We start from the raw sequence: 13,481 nt of genomic DNA on the forward strand, positions 1-13,481 counted from the left end.
CAAGGAGGTCAAATGTCTTTAACGCATCGAAAGCCGGTATGCATCAGCGAGGTTTCGGCCGTGCTGCCCGACCGACCCGATACCCGATAGCCGTGGCACCAGCCCGGTTCGCAGAGGTATGATCCACCCCGTTGAACCCGTTCCGTTTTGTCGGTGATGGGCACAGTCTGTTGCTGGATCAGGTCACTGTAAGCCATTTTGGGGTCTTCGCACCATTCCCAAACGTTGCCTGCCATATCCGATAAACCCAGGGGCGACTTTCCGAACGTACCTACGGGAGCCGCCCGGTGAAATCCATCGGTCACTTTATCAACGTTCGGGAAGGTGCCATTCCAGGTATTGGCCATGCTTTTGCCATTCACAAACAGCTCATTACCAAACGGATATAAATCTTGCGTGTTTGTTCCATTGCGGGCAGCGTGCTCCCATTCAATCTCGCGCGGAAGTCGTTTTCCTGCCCATTTGGCGTAGGCCTGTGCATCGTGCCACGACACCTGGGTTACGGGCATACTGTCGGCGGCGATACCTGCGGCCGGACCATAGGGAAACTGCCAATTGGTCCCTTTGATTAACTCCCACTCCTTCGTATCGTCGTTGAACACACCGGCATCACCAAACTTTTCGGCTTCGGTCTGGTAGCCGGTTGCCGTTACAAACGAGCGGAACTGACCAACGGTTACCTCATGCTGATCCATCAGGAAAGGTTTTACCTGCACCCAGAACGTTGGCTTTTCCTGCGCTAAGCCCTCTTCTGAACCGATCAGAGTGAATCCTCCGGGTACGTACACCATCTGGTCAGGTACGTTGCCGGGTGGTTGCGCGGCAGACATTACTTTATCATCAGGCTCTGTCTCGTACACCGTGATTGTTGGAGCATACGCAAATTGTTTGGGCGAACCGGGCTCACAGGCCAGGCAGAGCAACAACAAACTGCTCAAACACGGCCATAGTGGTAGTAAGCGATGTGTAGTAGGGTTGAGCATACAGTAAATCCGTTCTTAAACACGGCTTTTCCTGGCCGCAATGTACGAATCAGTCGCCCAACCTACCCCTCTGTTTTATCTGGTTATTCGGTACAGGCCAACAACTATTTCATACCTGCCGGGTTGTTACCGATCGTTTTTTCATAGCCGAACACCCCACGGTACCAATCGGCAAGGTGTTCGACATCATTGGCCGCGACGCCGGGGAGATCGATTGCTTTTATCTTTGGTGGATTCATGCTTTTTTGTTTCGAGTGCCTCCATGGCGTTAGCATACCGGCGTCCTAATTCGCGGGCCGATTCGGCGTTGAAATGTGTGGCATCGCCCCCATCGGTCAGGCCCGACGCGTCGGCACAGCCTACCCGCGACACGTGTTTGGGCAGGTTCGATAAAATGGCGTTGATTTGGGTAGCCGCCGGATTCTTCAACAGGTAAAAATCACCCAACGTACCCACAACAACCGGTGCATCGGGACTGCCGAATACCTGCCGAAAGCGTCCGATTAATTCCGTGAGCTTTGCTTCGTACCCAGCCGCCAGTTCAGGCTTACTGTCACTTTCGCCCTGATGCCACAAAATGCCGTGCAACGTCCCTGCGCGTTGTGCCAGCTGCACCCGTTTAATGGCTTCATCGTAGGGGTAATTCTTTGTTTGCTCATGGTACCCTCCCGGCGTCCAGGCATCGATAGCCGATCCTCCTACCGCCGTTGGAATCAGACCAATGAAGGAATTGGGGTTCTGTTCGGCCATCAGTTTACCAAACGCCAAACCCGGACCAACACCCACTACCGCTGGCTTATCGAAGTGCATCGGTTCAGTAGCGGGCACCCACTGATTGGCTTTGTTTAGCATCCACACACGCGGATGCGTCGTTTTGTCAAGCGTATCGACCTTTCCGCGACCTGCCATATTCGACTGACCAGCCAACACATACAGGTGGAAGTTGGCAGGTGATACACCCATAGGCACCGTTTGCGCCAGCATGACAAATGGGCTAATAGTCAGGAAAAGAGCAGCAAACAGCAGATTACGCATGATCAATAATTGTTTTAGGGAGTATTGGCCCGATTCGTTGACCATGTCCCAATGTCGGCCATGCCCCGAAACTAACAAAAGCTGATTGGCTTCGTCATCCTGAAGAACTAACATCCACATGGTACATTGAAAACTCGGTGTTCTCAGTGTTAAATTACTGGTACTCGCTACTTACACCGCCATTGCCCAGCCTTTAGCGTACTCACGCTTCCAGAATTGCATGGCAACTTTATTGTCTTTGATATGGCCGTTGGTCGGGTCGCAGTGAAGGGTAGTTCCGGTGCGTTGCGAGATATTGGCCAGGTGACAAAGCAGCACACTTTTATGCCCCTCCTCGATAGGTGCTGTCAGCTTTGTCTTCTCCCGAATGGTATCCAGGAAGTTGGTAAAGTGGGTCAGCTCCAGATCACCCGTGGCGCTTACTGTGTTGGTTGGATCAAGCTTGGTACCCGGCTTGATCTCCTTGACCAGCTTATTCTTGTCATCGAAAATCTGGTAATCGCCACCGCCTTTATTCACCAGCGTGCCTTTGTCGCCGTAGATGATGAACCCGCGACCACTACCGTCGACCGGGAATGAATTGCAGCTGCGGCCCTCCCACGTGATGGCTTTCCCGTTGGCGAACTCGAAACTGGCCACCTGCGTATCCGGCGTCTGCCAATCGTCTTTGTACGCATAGCGCCCGCCCGACGAAGTCACTTTGGTCGGAAAATCGAGCCCCATAAACCAGCGGCAGCAGTCAATTTCGTGGTTGCCATTGTTGCAGGCCTCACCCGTGCCCCAGTTCCAGAACCAGTGCCAGTTATAGGGGACCACATTATCCTGATATGCCACTCGTGGTGCCGGTCCCTGCCACAGCTCAAAATCGAGCGTTGAGGGGACGGCTATTTTCTTGCCCACGCCAATCGGCTTACGCGAGTTAGTGTACCAGGCCTTGGCAAAATACGGGTTACCAATGATGCCTCCGCGCACTTCCTTCACCGCTTCGATTAGCGTGGGAAACGACCGGCGCTGACTACCTACCTGAATCAGCTTGCCGTACTTGTTGCGCGCTTCGATCAGCATTTCGCTCTCATACGGATTGTGGCCGCAAGGTTTTTCTACGTACACATGCTTGCCATTAGCCACGCCCATCAGCGCCGCCGGTGCGTGCCAGTGGTCGGGGGCAGCAATGAGCAGGGCATCGAAATCAGTCTTCGTTACCAGTTGACGAATGTCTTTGATGACGGTTGGCTGACGACTAGCATCTTTCACCGCATCAAGGCCGTTTTTTATGGCTCTATCTTCTACGTCGCAGAGGTACGCCACCTCCACATTTGGCAGTTTGGAAAAAGATTTGGCATGATACGCTCCCCGGCTATTAACGCCCATGACCGCTACAATGACCTTGTTACTAGGCGCATTCTTCCCGTAAATGGGGAAGTTTAATATCGTGGTGCCGGCCGTAGCCACAGCTGACTTTTTGATAAAATCGCGACGATCCATGAGGACTGAAGATAGAGGACACTTTTTAGTTTAACTTATGAATTTTGATACTTCTGAAATTCACGACGTCGCCATGATCCTGGAGCAGGATTCGGCCGGTGGGGGCTTCGCCGAAATTGGGGAAGTCTTTGTATTTGCTTTTGGCCACTAACTCCCTGAAAGCGGCTGAGCCACGATCATATTCCAGCACTTTCACACCGTTCAGAAAATGCTCGATGTGATTGTTAGGATAGACTACCACCCGGCCGGTATTCCATTGGCCGGGTGGCTTCACAAAGCGAGGGTTTTTGTCGGCAGTAATCAGGTCATACAAAGATGACTGAGTCCGGTTTCCATCGCGGCCCTGCTTGGCGTCGGGGTGTAGCTTATCGTCGAGGACCTGGTATTCCAACCCAACGATTGGTCCTTTATCGCCTTGCGCAGGCCCGACGAAATACTTCACACCACTGTTCCCACCGGGGGTCAATTTGAACTCAAAGCTCAGATCAAACGCCCCGTATTGATCAGTTGTCACAATGTCGCCTCCTCTTGATCCTTCTTTGGGCTCCACTACATTGATGCCAATGGTGCCATCCTGAATGACCCATCCCTTATCAGGAAAACTCGCCTTATTCGCTGATTTCCAACCCGTTGAACTCCTTCCGTCGAAGAGTAGCTTCCAGCCATTTCTCTGCTCGAAATCGGTCAGTTCATTCGGCGTGGTATTGACTACGTACCCATCCTTCGGAAAATCGTCGGTCAGTTTGGTGGCGCCTTTGATGCGGATATTTTTCCAGTAAATCTTCTTGCCTACTTTATCGGGGCTGCTGATGGCGTGTACCTGCAAGGCGATAACGCCCTTACTGTCAACATTATCGACCAGGTAAGCGGCCGGTGTTCCGTTCACCCAGGTACGTATCTGGTTGCCTACGCACTCGATTTTCACCTGGTTAAACTCGTTGTGTTTATAGCTGTTCTGCGCCGACGGATTCAGCCCCAGCGGATACAGCCAATCGCGACGGCCTTCGTCGTAAATACCGCCTGTCCATTTCCGGGGCGAAGGATCGAGTTCGTACTGATAACCAAACACCTTACCTTTCCCGTCGCGCCCGGCGGGGTCATACTGACTCCGAAACTGAATACCGGAGTTCGAGCCCAGGTCTTCGATTTTCACATCAAGTTCCAGCACGAAATCACCGTATTGCTGCTCTGAAATCAGAAACGTATTCGGCGATTTTTCAACGGTACGGCCTACAATAACGCCATCTTCAACGGCGTAGGTAGCGGTGCCGGCTACCTGCTTCCAGCCCTTCAACGATTTACCATCAAACAGGCTTGTCCATTTTTTGGTAGACAGCGCGGCTTGCCCGACAGCCAAATAATTTGCACTTATCAGTAGCAAAAGAAATACAGTCAGTTTTTTCATTTGGATTATACGAGTTGTACACCAGAATAAGCAGATGCTCTTGCCTATTTACGCATGTATGGGCAACGCTTCTGCCAACCTTGCTATCTACTAGCTAACATCCAACGCCCAAAGCCTTACCCATTATAGCCAGGCAGAACCCATACCTGTCAACCGAGCGGCAACCGATTTTTCCCGTTTTACCAGATTTCTGCATCACTATTACTGCCTTACACCACACAAACTGATTGGCCAACGTACCTGCGCATGGTCAGTAAAGCCAGGCTGATGATATTATACACACTCTTCAGAGAAACAGCCATCACCTCGGCAGCCTGTGGGTGCGTTAGCTCGTTCATGTACACCAGACACAGAATCTCTTTCTGTCGCTTTGGCAACTTGTTCAGGTCAAAGGGTACAGATCGGCCGAAAACAACGAATGCATTCGTGAGAAAGCATCCTGGTCACCAGCACGGAACATGTCCCAAAGTGGAATGTGCTCAGCCTGAGTGAGGTGGTTTTCATGGGTTGACCTATTTAAGGGCTACATCGGCCTCTTTGAGCAGGAAATCAGCTCCATCGGCCAGACTCGATGCCTCCCAGGTAAGCAGCGCATCATTGGGCACTACATCGATGGGCGTTACACTCGATGACGAGGATGACGATTCGCTGTAGCCAATATTCGACTCCCGGTTGTAGCAGGAAATGATCGACCAGCGTGGTTTATCCGATAAGTTGGCCTCTGACCGATGGAGAATGTTGCTGTGAAAGAAGAGCACATCGCCCGCCTTCAATTCGACAAAGACCAGTTCCATCGTTTTCAACGCCAGATCAACGTAGCGTTGCGATGCGCCCACCTGCTCACCGGCGAAACCATGTTCAACGCGGCCCATTTTATGCGACCCTTTGATGACTTGCAGACAACCGTTTTCGTGATTGGCATCGGTAATAGCCACCATCACCGACATCATCTGATCGGGTAGCAGAAATTCGTTTTTGTACCAGTAACCGTAATCCTGATGCCATTCCCACGCACCACCTACGCGCGGCTCTTTCTGCATCAGTTTCGAGTGAAAATGGCAAACCGCTGCCTGACTACCATCGGTATTTTTATCAATCAGCTTATCCACCGAATCAACCAGTTGCCGACTGCGCGTGAGCAGGCCAAATACATCGTTGCCGGGTTTGTACCAGAGCGATAACTTGCTCCGTTTGCCGGTACTGTCGTTTACATTGATGGCGTTCTGGCTGACGGCGCTGTCTTCAATAGCAACCGTGTACAACTTTTCAGTTTCTTTTTCATTAAGAAAGCCTCTGATAATCAAATAGCCATCTTCGTTATACTGCTGAATTTGCTCGGGGGTTAATGCTGCGTTGGTCATCTTGATTGAGGGGAAAACGTTAGAAAAGAGAAGTGAGATTTGAGAAGCGAGAAATAAGAGGTAAGAGCCAGGACAGAAGGGTCGAGAGACAGGACAATGACTTTGGGAACGTACCTAGAGAGCACTGATTTCGTATAACTGACCTGCGTACAAGCTAGTCAAAATCACTGAAAAACCTTTGTTTTTCAGTGATTTACCGGTTAGTGCCGTCACTACTTTACCGCTCATCGTTTTCACCTGATAGCGCGTTGTGGGGTCGAGTTGTTGCAGGTTACCTGTCGTTTGGTCTCAATAGCCTTATGCCGGAAAACCCCGATGATGCCGCCCTTTTTTGTTTCGGTATTGATGCGTTGAAAGCCATCCCACATGCCCTCCATCGGTTCACCGAAGCCCGGTAAATCCTGTCGGTATGTCATGATCTGGTGTTTGTTTTCCATAGCCTGTAGCCAGTCGGCATAGGAATGGCCGGCGACCGCCACCACGCCATATTCCGCACCCGCAGATCCACGTTGGCATCGGGCGGACCGTAGAAATAGACAGCCAGTCGCCCTCGGCATGTTTCAGCATGGCATAGTAGGCTGTGGCCGTAAACTTCGGTAAAGCAAAAAGTGGTCTTTTCAGATGAACGGATTGCCCTCTTCGACCGGATATTCGCCACCTTTCTGAACGGCTACAGCCAATCTAATCTTGCCCAGGCCGCTCACTTGTCGACCTCGTTTTTCTGCCGAAAATTCAAACAGGACACCGGCTACGCGCCGATCGAGTACTTTAATCACCTGCGCATTCAGAAAGCCTGCCAACTGCTTCACTTTAGCAACCTGCGCATCAATGAAGTTGCCTCGCAAATCGGCATCGACGATCCGTTCTATTTTTCCCGGCTTTTCAAAAAGCAAATGGGTATTTCGCCGAATGAATACCGCAAAGAAGAAGGTATTCAGCGCTGATAATCTCAGGCATAACGCGCCTTCAGGAGCTGCATCATAAACACGTTTATGTCCCACTGACCAGCCACCGGCTCCTGCGAGTAGGGCAGCGCGGGCATGTAGGGAGCCGGACCAAACTCGGTGGTGATGGTCAGTTGTGTACCCGCTTTACGATGATGCTCAACTACCCGATCCCACCAGTTAAGGTGTGCTTCGAGCGTCGATTGCCATTCGGGCGCACGCGGATCGTTTACCTGCGGACCCTCGGGGTGCCCTACTCTACTGTGAATATGGTCGGTATGCGCAATGGCCAGACTTACTGCTTCAGGCTGATCCTCGAGCAGTGATTCATGCACGTTACACCAGTGCGATATATCGAGTGTGATGCGGAGATCGGGCAGGTCGGTTAAGAAGCGCTGACAGACAGGGGCGGCAAACAGCGCTTTTCCCCGGTGCGTTTCATGAATGATTTTAACCCCGGTTTCGGCTGAAATACGAGCAGCCAGGTCGAAGAGTTGCCGGTTTTGTTCAGGACTGAAAAAGTCCTTCCCTGTCTGGCAATTCACCAGCACAGGCCGTGCCTCGATCAGATGGCGGAGGTACGTTTCGTAATTGCGGCAGTGGGCGTCCAGGTCAGTCTCGACCGATTGCCAGTATTGCCCGATCAGTTCAAGCTCGTACTGGGCTAACGTACCCAGAACAGTCTGCTTTTCGGTAGCATCGAACGGCAGGGCCATCTCAACGCCATCGTAGCCAGCCGTTTTCACGTTCCGGCAAAAGGTAGGAAAAGGCAGGGTATTACCCCATTCGGGGGCGTAGAATTTGATGGTCATGCGTGTTATATCGTATCTGCTCTTAGCTGCCTGATAGCGACGATTTGGGGTCGCGTCCCATAGCGTTGCCCCGCACAAAATCGCATCGGGCGTCAGCGATCACATTCCGGAAACGGGGCACATACGTATCTGTGGGCCTGCGGTCGTAGTAATAGCTGTCGTTCAGGTCGGCTCCTTCATATAGTCCGCTGACCCGCCCCCGGTAATTATGGTTCATAACGCACTTACCTGTCCAAATCTTTTTCCACGATTTTACCGCTCACCTTTTCTTTCAGAATCACCTTATGACGACCATCGTGGGTGATTTCTTCTTTGATCAGGTAGTGGTCAGCGTCGTAGTCAGTCAGCGTCTTCTCCTGGGTAAGACCTTCCTGACCGCGCCAAACGGGCAACTGTACCGGTTCCCACTGCTTTGTTTCGGCCGATTTATAGGCCGCATCGAGAATGGCGTTGACCACGTACCCATCATAGAACGTTTCGGCGGGTTCGCGGCCCGTTTCGCAGGCAGTGAACATGTCGGTGAACATATGGTTGTAGCCCAGGTCGTTGACCTCATCGCCCACCGGAAAGAGCCAGCCTGAGTTGGTTTCGGCTTTTTCAGCTACGTAATCAGCGCCTTTGCCCGACGTGTACATCTCAAAGCCAGTGCGCAGAAAGTTATTGATCCAGATGGTGCCTTCGGTGCCCATTACCTCGTCGCGCAGGTCCATACCCCCACGAAACACCCAGCTCACCTCGAACTGACCGATGGCTCCGTTTTCATATTTCACCAGCGCAATGGCATGATCTTCGGCGTCGATAGGTTTTACCTGCGTAGCGGCCCAGCACATTACTTCGACCGGCCGAACATCTTTTCCGATAAAGCTTCTGGCTATTTCTACACAGTGGCAACCCAGATCGAGCATACAGCCGCCACCTGCCTGCTCTTTGTCCCAGAACCAGTTGGAGTGCGGGCCAGGGTGCGCCTCGCGGGATTTTGCCCACAGAATTCGGCCCAGCGAACCGCTTTTTACAGTTTCCAGCGCTTTCAGGAATTTGGGCGAGTAGCACAGGTCTTCCAGGTAGCCGCCAAAAATGCCCGCCTCTTCCACGAGTTGCATCATCCGAAGGGCTTCCTCGGCGGTGCGGCCCAGGGGTTTGGTGCAGACGACGTTCTTTTTGTGTTTGGCGCACAGTTCAACGGCCGTGGCGTGCAGGTTGTTGGGCAGGGCCACACACACCATCGTAACGTCGGGGTGGGCAATGACGGCCTCCATGTCGGTCGACCAGAAGGTACAACCATAATCGGCGGCAAATTTCTGCGCGGTTTCTTCGCGGCGGGCGTAAATGGCAATGACGCGGTCGCGGCTGCGCTGACCGTGGAGCGATTCGGCGTAGAAGCGGCCGATGAAGCCGCCGCCGAGCATGGCAATGTGTTGCATAAGTTAATTGGGTTTAGATTAATTGGTGATCAAGGGTATTTTCCGGTAACGAGATATCAGTGGTGACTGTCTCGTTTTCTTTCTCGTACGATAGTGTGAGCGCACCAAAGATAGCCAACGCAACCCCCAGCGATTCGATCAGGACAGGCTCTCTTTCAGAAAAATTATGGGCAGTAAAATAGTGGCAATCCCTCCACCCAGCACGATCAGGTTTTTTCGCAATTGCATACCGTATCGTTGCTGGTTATGGTTATGTGCCCGGACATATGCGCATAGGGCAGCGCGCCGTCGAGCCGTCCATTAATGGTAAAATCCACGCCAAGACCAGTTCCCAGGGTTAGCACCAGCACGCGGTTAAAGCCCCTCCCCTGCCCATAGATTGCCTCGCCCAGCGCTACCACCCGCGCATCATTATCGAGAAAACAGGGGAGTTCATGCTGCTGACTGATGTAGCGTGCCAGCGGATAATCCTCCATAATTCGAGGAAACCGTAGTTGGAATCGACAGTGCCGTTGGCAAATACAAAGCCCGGAACGCCAATACCAATGCCTGCCAGTTGAGCTTCATCGACCGTCCACATATAGTCGGTATGGTCGTCGTTGGCGATGTACAGACGCTTAACAGGTTGCACCTGAAGGGCTGAGTAACAGGCCAGTAGTAGCAGCAGAGGTAGTAACCGTTTTTTCACGCAGTCAGTTTGATCCGATAGTGTATACTAGTTGCTGGCCAACCGCTTCCATATGCGATACAGCCAACGTGTCGTTATGGTTAAACAGTCTGGCACCTCTTTTTTCCCTATTTCAGGGACCTTACTTTTCGTTGACCTTTTAAAGTAGACAGGAGCGCTGCTGACCAACATCAGAAAACTACTTTGGAAGAAAAGTGGCTTCTGTATGCAGATTGAAATGCCTGATAAAAAAACCGTGGAAATATTTTGAACAATGTTCAATAGTCTATTACCTTTGGTTCAATAATCAACGGATATGGGAGTTAGCGAACGGAAAGCGAGGGAAAAAGAGGAACTAAGAAGCCTGATTCTGGAAGGAGCCATGAAGCTCTTTGCCGAGAAAGGCGTAGCCAACGTAACGATTCGCAACATCGCTGACGCCGTAGAGTACAGTGTGGGTACTGTGTATGTCTACTTCAAAGACAAAAACGCCATCCTTCATGCCCTTCATACCAAGGGATTCCTGGAATTAAGGGGCCGATTTATGGTACTCCTGAACGTAGCCGATCCGATGGAGCGACTGAAAGCGGCAGGCAAAGTATATATACAATTTGCTCAGGAACAACCAGATATGTATGACCTGATGTTTAATATCCAGGCCCCGATGGACGTTGTCAAGGAAGGTGAAGGCGATGTTTGGGACGAGGGCAAAGCAACCTTTGGGTTTGTGCGTACCATGATCAAGGATTGCCAGGATACCGGGCACTTCGAGGGACATGAGCCGGAAGCCCTCTCGTTTCTGATCTGGAGTATCGTGCATGGCATGTGTAGCCTGACGATCTCGTGTCGTACCGATGTAGTTAGCCTGGAAAAGCCCGCTACGCAGGGATATGACGAATTTTTGCGAATGCTGGAAAGATTCTAAATTTTTTGCCGTTATAATGAACATTGTTCAAAATTAAATCAAAGATCAATGAGACATTTATTACCCTCCCTATTACTGGTTTTACTGGCGCTGAACGGGATGGCTCAGCCCCATCTGGATGCGTATGTGCAGCTCGCTTTTACCAGCAACGAAAGCATCCGGCAACAACAGGTGTTGCTGCAACGAAATCTGGCAGCCCTTGATGAAGCCAAACGGCTCTACAGGCCCACCATGAACCTGACCGGCACCTATACCCTTGCCGGTGGCGGGCGCACCATCGACTTCCCACTGGGCGACCTGCTTAATCCAGCCTATAGTACCCTGAACCGGCTCACCGGTAGCGAAGCCTTCCCTCAATTACAAAACAGGCGTATACTGCTCAACCCCAATAATTTCTACGACATACACACCCGCACTACCTACCCGCTCGTGAACGCCGAAATTCGCTACAATGAGCAGATCAAACGGCAACAGGTCGATCTGCAACGCATTGATATTAACCTATTTAAGCGCGAACTAGCAAAAGAGGTAAAGGTGGCTTACTACCGTTATCTACAAGCTACTGAGGCCATCCGGATCTACGAAAACGCCCTCACGCTGGTGCAGGAAAATCAGCGGGTCAACACCGCCCTGTTCAACAACCAGAAAGTGAACCGTACGAGTGTGGTTCGGAGCAACAACGAAGTTACCCGGATTGGGGCGCAGGTAGCCGTGGCCCGGCAGACACAGCACTCGGCGCAGGCGTTCCTGAATTTCCTGCTGAACCGCCCCGCCTACACAGCCATCGAATCTGATGCGATTACGAACGTACCTACACCGCCAACCTCGGCCGACACAACCCTGTCTGGCCGCGAAGAACTGGCAAAACTGCGGCAGGCGCGGGCCATCAATACCTCGCTCGTGGGCCTGGCGGCTACCTACCGAAAGCCTAAAGTCAACCTGTTTGTCGACCTCGGAGCGCAGGCATTCGATTTTCGGGTCAACCGCCAATCGGCCTACTACCTTGCGGGTCTATCATTCGATCTTTCGCTATTCTCGGCGGGTCGTAACGCACTCAAAGTGACACAGGCCAACCTGGACGGAGAAGCCCTTGATGCCAACACGCGCTACGTGACCGGGCAGCTTCGGCTTCAGATAACAACGGCTACCAACGCACTGTTCTCGGCCCTGACCCAGCATGAAGCGGCTCAATCACAGGTGGGGGCTTCCCAGAGAAATTACCGTGACCTGCAACTCCTCTACCGGGAAGGACAGCTACTCTATATAGAACTACTGGATGCCCAAAATCAGCTCATCGCCGACCAACTGCAAGTAAACATCAGCCGCTTCGACGCCTGGACTAAACATGCTGAACTGGAACGCGCCACAGCAGCCATAAACCTTAACTAATATCATGAAAACCAACTACTTATTTCTGTTGGCAATAACCGTACTGGGAGCCGGTTGCCGCCATGAACAAACCCGCACCGCATTTACCGACGCCCCCGAAACCATTCCAGTCAGGGTGATGTCGGTGCAGTCGGCGCAGATACAGCCCTCGGTAGAAGCCACAGGGCTGCTGTCGACCGAAAATGAGGCTCGCTACGGGTTCAAAATAGGCGGCGTAATTGACCGGGTTTATGTTGATGAAGGTCAGACGTTTCGAAAAGGGCAACGACTGGCCTCGTTGAAGATCACCGAGATTGGCGCCCAGCGTGAGCAGGCTGAAATTGGCCTCGACAAAGCCCGTCGGGATTACCAACGTGCCGCCAACCTCTACCGCGATAGTGTGGCAACACTCGAACAGGTGCAGAATGCCAAAACGGCGCTCGATATCGCCCAACGATCGGTCAGTGTGGTCGCCTTCAATCAGCAATATGCTTACATCTACGCCACAGCTAACGGTGTGGTGACCAAAAAGCTAGCCAACGAGGGCGAAGTCATAGCCGTTGGAACACCCGTGCTGGCTATCAATGAAACCACTGCCAACCGCAACTGGACACTGAAGCTCGGCCTAAACGACCGCGATTGGGCAAGTGTGGCCCTCGGTAACCGCGCCACCGTTCGTATCGACGCGTTTCCGGAACGCACCTTTGCGGGTACCGTGATTCGGAAACCGGTGGCTGCCGATGCGGGCAGTGGTACGTTTGAGGTTGAAGTCCGGGTAAACCTAACTGGCCTGACACCGTCGGTGGGGATGTTCGGTAAGGCCACCATCCAGACCGGACGTAGCCACCAACAAACCGTGATACCCTACGAAGCCCTGATCGAAGCCGATGGCGATCGGGCCTTTGTATACGTTCCTATGGGCACAACGCGCGTGCGTCGCGTTCCGATTCAGATCGAGCAATTCGGTCATGAGCAGGTGGTCGTGAAGGAAGGACTGGAGAACGTACCCGCCTTTGTGGTGAGCAACAGCGCGTTTCTCAACGAACAATCCACCATCCGTATCATTCGCTGAGCC

The 13,481-nt window shown here is 52.3% G+C and carries 16 protein-coding genes; 4 read left to right on the plus strand and 12 right to left on the minus strand.

The features are described from left to right. Window positions 1-8: 8 nt before the first annotated feature. The 7 genes from ACAW87_RS07460 to ACAW87_RS07490 form a co-directional block, all read right to left on the minus strand. Window positions 9-983, minus strand: a complete 975-nt coding sequence (locus tag ACAW87_RS07460) for a formylglycine-generating enzyme family protein (RefSeq protein ID WP_370722702.1) — start codon at window positions 981-983, stop codon at window positions 9-11. A 186-nt stretch (window positions 984-1,169) separates the two neighbouring features. After that, on the minus strand, window positions 1,170-2,138 hold the full coding sequence (locus ACAW87_RS07465) for a sialate O-acetylesterase (RefSeq protein ID WP_370722704.1): 969 nt from the start codon (window positions 2,136-2,138) through the stop codon (window positions 1,170-1,172). 51 nt (window positions 2,139-2,189) lie between these two features. Then, window positions 2,190-3,503, minus strand: a complete 1,314-nt coding sequence (locus tag ACAW87_RS07470; RefSeq protein ID WP_370722706.1) for a Gfo/Idh/MocA family protein — start codon at window positions 3,501-3,503, stop codon at window positions 2,190-2,192. A 25-nt stretch (window positions 3,504-3,528) separates the two neighbouring features. Next, window positions 3,529-4,908, minus strand: a complete 1,380-nt coding sequence (locus ACAW87_RS07475; RefSeq protein WP_370722708.1) for a 3-keto-disaccharide hydrolase — start codon at window positions 4,906-4,908, stop codon at window positions 3,529-3,531. A gap of 209 nt (window positions 4,909-5,117) precedes the next feature. Next, the gene (locus tag ACAW87_RS07480; protein ID WP_370722710.1) at window positions 5,118-5,285 is read right to left on the minus strand and encodes an RNA polymerase sigma factor; all 168 of its coding nucleotides are present in this window, start codon (window positions 5,283-5,285) and stop codon (window positions 5,118-5,120) included. A 135-nt stretch (window positions 5,286-5,420) separates the two neighbouring features. Further along, complete coding sequence (locus tag ACAW87_RS07485; protein WP_370722712.1) at window positions 5,421-6,269, minus strand: phytanoyl-CoA dioxygenase family protein; 849 nt, start codon at window positions 6,267-6,269, stop codon at window positions 5,421-5,423. Between the two features lie 233 nt (window positions 6,270-6,502). After that, entirely contained in the window at window positions 6,503-6,685 is a 183-nt protein-coding gene (locus ACAW87_RS07490; protein WP_370722714.1) for a hypothetical protein, read from the minus strand. 192 nt (window positions 6,686-6,877) lie between these two features. Here ACAW87_RS07490 and ACAW87_RS07495 point away from each other — a divergent pair, with 192 nt between their 5' ends. Next, complete coding sequence (locus ACAW87_RS07495) at window positions 6,878-7,213, plus strand: helix-turn-helix transcriptional regulator (RefSeq protein WP_370722715.1); 336 nt, start codon at window positions 6,878-6,880, stop codon at window positions 7,211-7,213. 5 nt (window positions 7,214-7,218) lie between these two features. On the opposite strand, the gene ACAW87_RS07500 is transcribed toward ACAW87_RS07495, so the two are convergent. The 5 genes from ACAW87_RS07500 to ACAW87_RS07520 all read right to left on the minus strand — a co-directional run bounded on the left by ACAW87_RS07500 (window position 7,219) and on the right by ACAW87_RS07520 (window position 10,077). Continuing rightward, window positions 7,219-8,025 (minus strand): sugar phosphate isomerase/epimerase family protein, encoded by an 807-nt coding sequence (locus ACAW87_RS07500; RefSeq protein ID WP_370722717.1) that lies wholly within the window; start codon window positions 8,023-8,025, stop codon window positions 7,219-7,221. Between the two features lie 22 nt (window positions 8,026-8,047). Further along, on the minus strand, window positions 8,048-8,242 hold the full coding sequence (locus tag ACAW87_RS07505) for a hypothetical protein (RefSeq protein WP_370722719.1): 195 nt from the start codon (window positions 8,240-8,242) through the stop codon (window positions 8,048-8,050). A gap of 7 nt (window positions 8,243-8,249) precedes the next feature. Continuing rightward, complete coding sequence (locus ACAW87_RS07510) at window positions 8,250-9,446, minus strand: Gfo/Idh/MocA family protein (protein ID WP_370722721.1); 1,197 nt, start codon at window positions 9,444-9,446, stop codon at window positions 8,250-8,252. Window positions 9,447-9,652: 206 nt separating this feature from the next. Further along, on the minus strand, window positions 9,653-9,922 hold the full coding sequence (locus ACAW87_RS07515; protein ID WP_370722723.1) for an ROK family protein: 270 nt from the start codon (window positions 9,920-9,922) through the stop codon (window positions 9,653-9,655). Beyond that, window positions 9,841-10,077, minus strand: a complete 237-nt coding sequence (locus tag ACAW87_RS07520; RefSeq protein ID WP_370722725.1) for a hypothetical protein — start codon at window positions 10,075-10,077, stop codon at window positions 9,841-9,843. The genes ACAW87_RS07515 and ACAW87_RS07520 overlap by 82 nt, the downstream gene beginning before the upstream one ends. A 352-nt stretch (window positions 10,078-10,429) precedes the next feature. Between ACAW87_RS07520 and ACAW87_RS07525 the strand changes: the two genes are divergently transcribed. Genes ACAW87_RS07525 through ACAW87_RS07535 form a run of 3 tightly spaced genes read left to right on the plus strand, consistent with a single transcriptional unit; the run spans window position 10,430 to window position 13,478 of the window. Continuing rightward, window positions 10,430-11,038, plus strand: a complete 609-nt coding sequence (locus ACAW87_RS07525; protein ID WP_370722727.1) for a TetR/AcrR family transcriptional regulator — start codon at window positions 10,430-10,432, stop codon at window positions 11,036-11,038. Window positions 11,039-11,086: 48 nt separating this feature from the next. Next, window positions 11,087-12,427, plus strand: a complete 1,341-nt coding sequence (locus tag ACAW87_RS07530; RefSeq protein ID WP_370722729.1) for a TolC family protein — start codon at window positions 11,087-11,089, stop codon at window positions 12,425-12,427. Window positions 12,428-12,431: 4 nt separating this feature from the next. Continuing rightward, window positions 12,432-13,478 carry an efflux RND transporter periplasmic adaptor subunit gene (locus ACAW87_RS07535; RefSeq protein ID WP_370722731.1) on the plus strand — a complete coding sequence of 349 codons (1,047 nt, stop codon included), beginning with the start codon at window positions 12,432-12,434 and terminating at the stop codon, window positions 13,476-13,478. Window positions 13,479-13,481 lie beyond the last annotated feature (3 nt).

The organism is Fibrella aquatica (genome assembly GCF_041321135.1).
Lineage (GTDB): Bacteria > Bacteroidota > Bacteroidia > Cytophagales > Spirosomataceae > Fibrella > Fibrella aquatica.

Coding starts and splice junctions, on each gene's coding strand:
- ACAW87_RS07460 (WP_370722702.1), bottom strand. CDS start 983: ATGCTCAACCCTACTACACATCGCTTACTACCACTATGGCCGTGTTTG.
- ACAW87_RS07465 (WP_370722704.1), bottom strand. CDS start 2,138: ATGTGGATGTTAGTTCTTCAGGATGACGAAGCCAATCAGCTTTTGTTA.
- ACAW87_RS07470 (WP_370722706.1), bottom strand. CDS start 3,503: ATGGATCGTCGCGATTTTATCAAAAAGTCAGCTGTGGCTACGGCCGGC.
- ACAW87_RS07475 (WP_370722708.1), bottom strand. CDS start 4,908: ATGAAAAAACTGACTGTATTTCTTTTGCTACTGATAAGTGCAAATTAT.
- ACAW87_RS07485 (WP_370722712.1), bottom strand. CDS start 6,269: ATGACCAACGCAGCATTAACCCCCGAGCAAATTCAGCAGTATAACGAA.
- ACAW87_RS07490 (WP_370722714.1), bottom strand. CDS start 6,685: ATGACATACCGACAGGATTTACCGGGCTTCGGTGAACCGATGGAGGGC.
- ACAW87_RS07500 (WP_370722717.1), bottom strand. CDS start 8,025: ATGACCATCAAATTCTACGCCCCCGAATGGGGTAATACCCTGCCTTTT.
- ACAW87_RS07505 (WP_370722719.1), bottom strand. CDS start 8,242: ATGAACCATAATTACCGGGGGCGGGTCAGCGGACTATATGAAGGAGCC.
- ACAW87_RS07510 (WP_370722721.1), bottom strand. CDS start 9,446: ATGCAACACATTGCCATGCTCGGCGGCGGCTTCATCGGCCGCTTCTAC.
- ACAW87_RS07515 (WP_370722723.1), bottom strand. CDS start 9,922: ATGGAGGATTATCCGCTGGCACGCTACATCAGTCAGCAGCATGAACTC.
- ACAW87_RS07525 (WP_370722727.1), top strand. CDS start 10,430: ATGGGAGTTAGCGAACGGAAAGCGAGGGAAAAAGAGGAACTAAGAAGC.
- ACAW87_RS07530 (WP_370722729.1), top strand. CDS start 11,087: ATGAGACATTTATTACCCTCCCTATTACTGGTTTTACTGGCGCTGAAC.
- ACAW87_RS07535 (WP_370722731.1), top strand. CDS start 12,432: ATGAAAACCAACTACTTATTTCTGTTGGCAATAACCGTACTGGGAGCC.